Here is a 6,009-nt window from a genome sequence, read left to right on the forward strand (position 1 = left end):
GACGAAGTCGACCGCCAGGTTCTCGGTGAAGCCGTTCAGACACCGCCCGCACTCGCCGGCGACGGACCCGGTGACCGTCCCGGTCGCCAGGACGCCTTCGGTCACCGATTCCAGCCGGACATCCAGCACGAGCGGCGAGCCCTCGGGCACGCCGATCATGTCCAGGCCAAGCTTGGCAGGCGCTGCGATCTCGCGCCGGTACTGCCGCTGCAAACCTGCCCTGCGGCCGAGTTCCCGGGTATCCAGGACGTACGGGCTGCGCGGGTTCACTGACGACCTCTACCGGTGTGATGTGCTCAGCGGCTCGGTGAGCCGCCGTCCTGTCGAAGCTAGGCCTAAACACGGATTTGGCCGTTGTTCAGGATACCTGAGCCGTCAGCGCCGCGGAAATCGGCGACCGACCGGCAGTGGTCAGCCGCCGGCGGGCGTCAGGGCCGGGGCTGTCCGAGGGCGTCGCGGGCGTTCTCGGCGGTGGCCGCCAGCCGCTGCAGCTGCTCCACCAGCTCGGCCAGCGTGGCGTAGGCGTAGCCGTGCGCCTGCGAGGTCAGCGTGTCGGCCTGGGCGCGGGCCGCGGCCAGCGTGGCGCGGCTGTCCTCCTCCGCCTCGGCGCGAAGCCGGGCCGCCTCGGCGAGCGCCGCCTGGTAGACGGCGTCGGCCGACACCAGTTGCCGCTGCTCCCGCCGGCCGGACTCGACCAGCTCGTGCGCCTGCGCCGCGGCGGCGGCCTGGCTGGCCCGGGCCTGCTGCTCGGCCGCCTCGCGGATCGTCCGGGCCTGCGCCTGGGCGGTGGCGAGCGCGGCTTCGGCCTGCTCGTGGGCCTGGCGCAGCTGCTGCTCGGCCAGCCGGTCGGCCTCGGACAGGGTCCGGTCCCGCTGGGTGACCACCCGGCGGGCTTCGGTGAGCTCGGGCGGCAGGACGTCGCGCAGGGCGTCCAGCAGGTCCAGGGTGCGCTCGCGGGGCACCACGCAGGAGGAGGACATCGGCAGGGTGCGGGCGGTCTCGATCAGCTCGACCAGCTGCGTCAGCACCTCGTCCGCGCGGGCCAGGGTGTGGTCGGTCATCGTTGCTCTCCGCCCGGTCGGTGGATCTCGTCCAGCCGGCTGAGCAGTCGCTTGTACACCGAGGCCGGCAGCAGGCTGGAGACGTCGCCGCCGTAGGTGGCGATCTCCTTCACCAGGCTCGAGGCCAGGAAGCTGTACTCCGGGTTGGTCGGCATGAACAGGGTGTCGACGCCGGCCAGCCCCCGGTTCATCTGGGCCATCTGCAGCTCGTAGTCGAAGTCGCTGATCGCCCGCAGGCCCTTGACGATCACCGGGATCTCCATCCTGCGGCAGTAGTCGACCAGCAGCCCGTGGAAGGAGTCCACCCGGACGTTGCCGTAGCCCGCCGTCACCTCGGTGAGCATGGCCATCCGCTCCTCGACGGTGAACAGGCTCGACTTGCTCCGGTTGACCAGCACCGCCACCACCACCTCGTCGTAGAGGTCGGCGACCCGGCCGATGATGTCGAGGTGGCCGTTGGTGACCGGGTCGAAGGAGCCGGGACAGGCCACTCGGCGGACTTTCGGCTCAGCGCTCATCTCATGCCTTCGAAGGGACTCGCCAGCCGACTGGCCTGGCAGGGACGGCGGGTACGGGGAGTGCGGTGCTATTCCCGTTGCGGTTCCCGGCGACCGTACCAAAGGCAGCCCTCGCCGTAGCGACGCTGCTTGATGGCCTTGATCTCACTCGGCCAGGACGGCGGCGGGTCCCGCCAGGACCGTTCCACCACCACCACGCCGCCCGGCACCAGCCAGCGGTCCTCGGCCAGGGTGGCCAGCACCGCGGCGATGGTGGCGCCGGAGACGGCGTAGGGCGGGTCGAGGAACACCAGGTCGAACGGCTCGGCCGCGCCGACCGCGCTGAGGAAGGTCGCCGCCGGGCAGCGGTGCACGGTGGCGCCGTCCAGCCCCAGCGCGGTGACGTTGTCTGCCAGCACGGCGGCCGCCCGGCGGTCGGACTCGACGAACACCGCCGCCTTGGCGCCGCGCGAGAGCGCCTCCAGGCCGACCGCGCCGGAACCGGCGTACAGGTCGAGCACCCGGGCACCGGCCAGGTCCAGTTCGCCGCGCAGGGTGTTGAACAGCGCCTCGCGGGCCCGCTCGGAGGTGGGACGGGTCCCGCGCGGTGGCACAGCCAGCCGCCGACCACGCGCCTGACCGCCCACGATCCGCGTCACAGCAGCCAAGCGTAGTGCTGGGCCGCGCCGCCGTCGTGCTGGAACCGACATGCTGGAATGGGGACGAACCCTCCCTAGCGGCAAGTGAAAGGGGCACCATGGACGCTCCGCGGATGAGCCTGTCCGGCATCGTGCTGGACTCGCCCGACGCCCGGGAACTGGCCGCCTTCTACCAGCGGCTGCTGGGCTGGCCGGTCCAGCAGGACGAGCCGGGCTGGGTGAAGCTGGCCTCGCCGGAAGGCGGCCCGGGACTGTCGTTCCAGACCGAGCCGGGCTACCGCCGGCCGCACTGGCCGGTAAAGGAGAACACCCCACCGGACCAGCAGCAGATGATGATCCACCTCGACATCAGGGTCGACGACCTGGAAGCGGCCGGCCGGCATGCGCTGGCCGCCGGCGCGGTGCTGGCCGACTACCAGCCGCAGTCCGACGTCCGGGTCTACCTCGACCCGGCCGGGCACCCGTTCTGCCTGTTCCTGCACTGAGCCGCGGGGCTGCGGGCCGGCCGGCGCTGCCCGGGTGGTGGCGCGCCGGCCGGCCGTGGCCGATGCTGGACCGGTGGCCCAGCAACCGGATCCGCCTCGCTTCGTCGTGCTCGACGAGGACGACGAGGCGGGCGCCGAGGGCGGCCCCGCCGGCAGCCCCGCCGACAGCCACGGCCGGCCGGTACCCCGACTGCCCCGGCGGCTGACCGGGCTGACCCGGGACCGGCGAGCCCGCCGGGCGGCCGCGGTGCTCGGCTGCCTGGTGGCCGGGGCGGTGCTGGTCACCGCGGTGACCAGCGAGCACGCGGCGCGGTACACCGCCACACCGGCAGCGGTCCGGGTCCCGGTGCTGAGCACCGGCGGCAAGCCCTGGCCGACCTCGCCGGCCGCCTGCGGTTCGGTGCGCTACCTGCCGCTGGTGACCGCCGACCCGCTGCGGGAACGGACCGGCAGCCGGGTCCAGATCGGTGGCCAGTCGGTGCACACCATCGACCTGGACACCCGCTCCAGCGCCCCGGCGCCCGGCCTGGAGCTGTCCTCGCTGCAGTTCGTCACCCAGCTGGTGCCTGGCCGCAACGCCAGCTACGCCCTGGTGCAGACCTGCGAATCCACCGACACCAGCACGGTGTTGCGGGTCAGCCGGGACGCCAGCACGGTGGCGCTGACCAGCAACCGGCACGTCGACTCGCTGTTCGGCGACGGGCGCGGCGGGGTGTGGGCGGCCGAGGTGGCCGACATCCCCACCGACGGCCCGATCCTGCTGGTGCAGCTGCCGGGGCCCGGCGTGGTCCGGCTGCCGGCCGGCCTCAGCCCGATCGCGATCTCCGGCCACCAGCTGATCGGGCTCACCGCGGCCGCCGACCAGCGGCGCAGCGAGTCCTCGGGCACCCTGGTCAGCTACGACCTGGCCAGCCACCGGCTGGGCCGCACCATCGGTCAGGCCAGCTCGCTGACCGTCGACCGCGGCGTGCTGATGTGGCTCGACCGGCCGTGCACGGCGACCGGGGACTGCGTGCTGCACCGCTACGACCTGGCCACCGGCGCGACGTCGGCGCGCGGCTACACCCTGCCCGTCCAGACCTCCCTCGTCGGCGGCGTGCTCAGCCCGGACGGCACCCAGCTGGCCTTTCCGCTGGCCCGGCTCTACGAGGGGCCGCACATCGACGACGCGGGCTTCGGCCCGCCGCTCGACGTGGCGGTGCTGCACCTGGACAGCGGGCTGCTGGAGACGGTGGCCGGCCTCACCCTGCCGCCCACCGAGCTGCCCGGCCTGACCTTCGCCGGGAGCGGCAACTGGCTGGTCATCGCGGTGAACGAGGGCCGCCGCGCCGAGCTGCTGCTCTGGCGGCAGGGAGCGCCCCGGCTGCTGCGTCCGGACGTGCGGGTCGAGGACCTGATGCTGCAGTCGCCGCCGGTGCTCGCCGTCCCGCGCTGACCGCACGCGAGCGTGTCGAGGCCCGACCCGGCCGGGCGGCCAGCCGTCAGGACTTGTGCAGGAACTCGCTGCGGTCGGAGTCGAAGGACTCCCAGAGGAACTCCTGCAGCCCGGGGTGGCCGGCCAGCTGCGGGTCGGCCTCGATCAGCCGCTGCGCCTCGGTCCGGGCCGCGGTGATCAGCGGGGCGTCGGCCAGCAACGACAGCAGCTTCAGCTGGGACTTGCGGCCGGACTGGGCCGCACCCAGCACGTCCCCCTCGCGCCGCTGGGTCAGGTCCAGCTCGGCGAGCGCGAAGCCGTCGGTGGTCTTGGCGACCTCCTCCAGCCGCTGCAGCGCCGGATGGCCGAACGGAAGCTGGCTGAGCATCAGGCACAGCCCGGGGTGCGCGCCCCGGCCGACCCGGCCGCGCAGCTGGTGCAGCTGCGAGACCCCGAACCGGTCGGCGTCCAGGACCACCATCAGCGAGGCGTTGGGCACGTTGATGCCGACCTCGATGACGGTGGTGGCCACCAGCACGTCGAGGGTGCCGGCGGCGAAGGCCGCCATCACCGCGCTCTTGTCCTCCGGCGACATCCGGCCGTGCAGCTGGGCCAGCCGCAGCCCGGCCAGCTGGCCGCTGCTGAGCTCGGCGTAGCTGCCCAGCACGGACGCCGTCTGCGGCTGCCCGTCGGCCGCGGCGCCGATGTCCTCGGCGTCGGACTCGTCGCCGATCCGGGGGCAGACCACGAACACCTGCCGGCCGGCGGCCACCTCCTCGTGGACGCGCTGCCAGACCCGCTCCAGCCAGTCCGGCCGCTCGGTGACCGGCACCACGGTGCTGCTCACGCTGCCCCGCCCGCCGGGCAGCTCGTGCAGCTCGGAGGTCTCCAGGTCGCCGAAGACGGTCATCGCGACGGTGCGCGGGATCGGCGTCGCGGTCATCACCAGCAGGTGCGGCGGGGTGGCCGCCTTGCTGCGCAGTGCGTCGCGCTGCTCGACGCCGAACCGGTGCTGCTCGTCGATCACCACCAGGCCGAGCTCGGCGAACTGCACCTGGTCCTGGATCAGGGCATGGGTGCCGACCACGATCCCGGCGGCCCCGGAGGCCAGCTCGAGCAGCGCCGCGCGCCGGGCCGGCACCGACATCGAGCCGGTCAGCAGCACCACCTGGGTGCCCTGCTCCGCACCGCCCAGCCGGCCGGCCTGGGCCAGCGGGCCGAGCAGCTCGCTGATGCTGTGCTCGTGCTGGGCGGCCAGCACCTCGGTGGGGGCCAGCAGCGCCGCCTGGGCGCCGGCGTCGACCACCTGCAACATCGCCCGCAGCGCGAGCACCGTCTTGCCCGAGCCGACCTCGCCCTGCAGCAGCCGGTGCATCGGGTGTGATTGGGCCAGCTCCGCCTCGATGGTCGCCGCGACCTGGCGCTGCTCGCCGGTGAACTCGAACGGCAGCCGCCGCTCGAAGGCGTCGACCAGGCCGCCGGCCACCCGGGGCCGGGCCAGCGCGGGATTGGCGGCGCTGGCATGCCGGCGCTGGGCCAGCACCAGCTGAACGCCCAGCGCCTCGTCGAAGGCCAGCCGCCGGCGCGCCTGGTGGTACTCGGCCTTGGTCTCCGGGCGGTGGATCCGGCGCAGCGCGGCGTCGAGCTCCATCACCGACGCCCGGTCCCGGACCGCCGGCGGCAGCGGGTCGGGCACCGGGTCCAGCTGGTCCAGCACGAGCCGGACGCAGCGCGCGATCGTCCAGGACGGCAGCCCGGCGGCGGCCGGATAGACCGGCAGCAGCGCGCCGGCGAAGTCCTGCAACTGCTCCTCGGCCTCCGGATCGTCCGGACCGGTCTCGCCCAGCAGGATGTAGTCCGGTGAGTTCAGCTGCAGCTTGTTGCGGAACCGGG

Annotated in this window: 7 protein-coding genes; 2 read left to right on the plus strand and 5 right to left on the minus strand. The window is 73.8% G+C overall.

Annotation, left to right across the window (positions count from 1 at the left end):
• The 4 genes from VLJ82_RS16750 to rsmD form a co-directional block, all read right to left on the minus strand.
• Positions 1 to 270: YceD family protein (locus tag VLJ82_RS16750; protein WP_408664509.1), on the minus strand; the 270-nt coding region annotated here is incomplete at its 3' end.
• 158 nt (positions 271 to 428) lie between these two features.
• On the minus strand, positions 429 to 1,061 hold the full coding sequence (locus VLJ82_RS16755; protein ID WP_408664510.1) for a hypothetical protein: 633 nt from the start codon (positions 1,059 to 1,061) through the stop codon (positions 429 to 431).
• A complete protein-coding gene (coaD, locus tag VLJ82_RS16760; protein WP_408664511.1) occupies positions 1,058 to 1,579 on the minus strand; it encodes a pantetheine-phosphate adenylyltransferase in 522 nt (173 codons plus the stop codon). The genes VLJ82_RS16755 and coaD overlap by 4 nt, the downstream gene beginning before the upstream one ends.
• Before the next feature lie 68 nt (positions 1,580 to 1,647).
• On the minus strand, positions 1,648 to 2,217 hold the full coding sequence (rsmD, locus tag VLJ82_RS16765; protein ID WP_408664512.1) for a 16S rRNA (guanine(966)-N(2))-methyltransferase RsmD: 570 nt from the start codon (positions 2,215 to 2,217) through the stop codon (positions 1,648 to 1,650).
• A 98-nt stretch (positions 2,218 to 2,315) separates the two neighbouring features.
• Between rsmD and VLJ82_RS16770 the strand changes: the two genes are divergently transcribed.
• Together VLJ82_RS16770 and VLJ82_RS16775 are read left to right on the plus strand one after the other, a co-directional pair.
• Entirely contained in the window at positions 2,316 to 2,702 is a 387-nt protein-coding gene (locus VLJ82_RS16770; RefSeq protein ID WP_408664513.1) for a VOC family protein, read from the plus strand.
• Positions 2,703 to 2,775: 73 nt separating this feature from the next.
• Positions 2,776 to 4,137, plus strand: a complete 1,362-nt coding sequence (locus tag VLJ82_RS16775; RefSeq protein ID WP_408664514.1) for a hypothetical protein — start codon at positions 2,776 to 2,778, stop codon at positions 4,135 to 4,137.
• 46 nt (positions 4,138 to 4,183) lie between these two features.
• Here VLJ82_RS16775 and VLJ82_RS16780 read toward each other — a convergent pair.
• A partial coding sequence (locus VLJ82_RS16780) for an ATP-dependent DNA helicase RecG (protein WP_408664515.1) occupies positions 4,184 to 6,009 on the minus strand: 1,826 nt, incomplete at its 5' end.

Source organism: Jatrophihabitans sp., assembly GCF_035474675.1.
Lineage (GTDB): Bacteria > Actinomycetota > Actinomycetes > Mycobacteriales > Jatrophihabitantaceae > Jatrophihabitans_A.

Bases quoted from the DNA above. Each gene is read 5' to 3' on its own strand.
- VLJ82_RS16755 (WP_408664510.1), bottom strand. From the start codon at position 1,061: ATGACCGACCACACCCTGGCCCGCGCGGACGAGGTGCTGACGCAGCTG.
- coaD (WP_408664511.1), bottom strand. From the start codon at position 1,579: ATGAGCGCTGAGCCGAAAGTCCGCCGAGTGGCCTGTCCCGGCTCCTTC.
- VLJ82_RS16770 (WP_408664513.1), top strand. From the start codon at position 2,316: ATGGACGCTCCGCGGATGAGCCTGTCCGGCATCGTGCTGGACTCGCCC.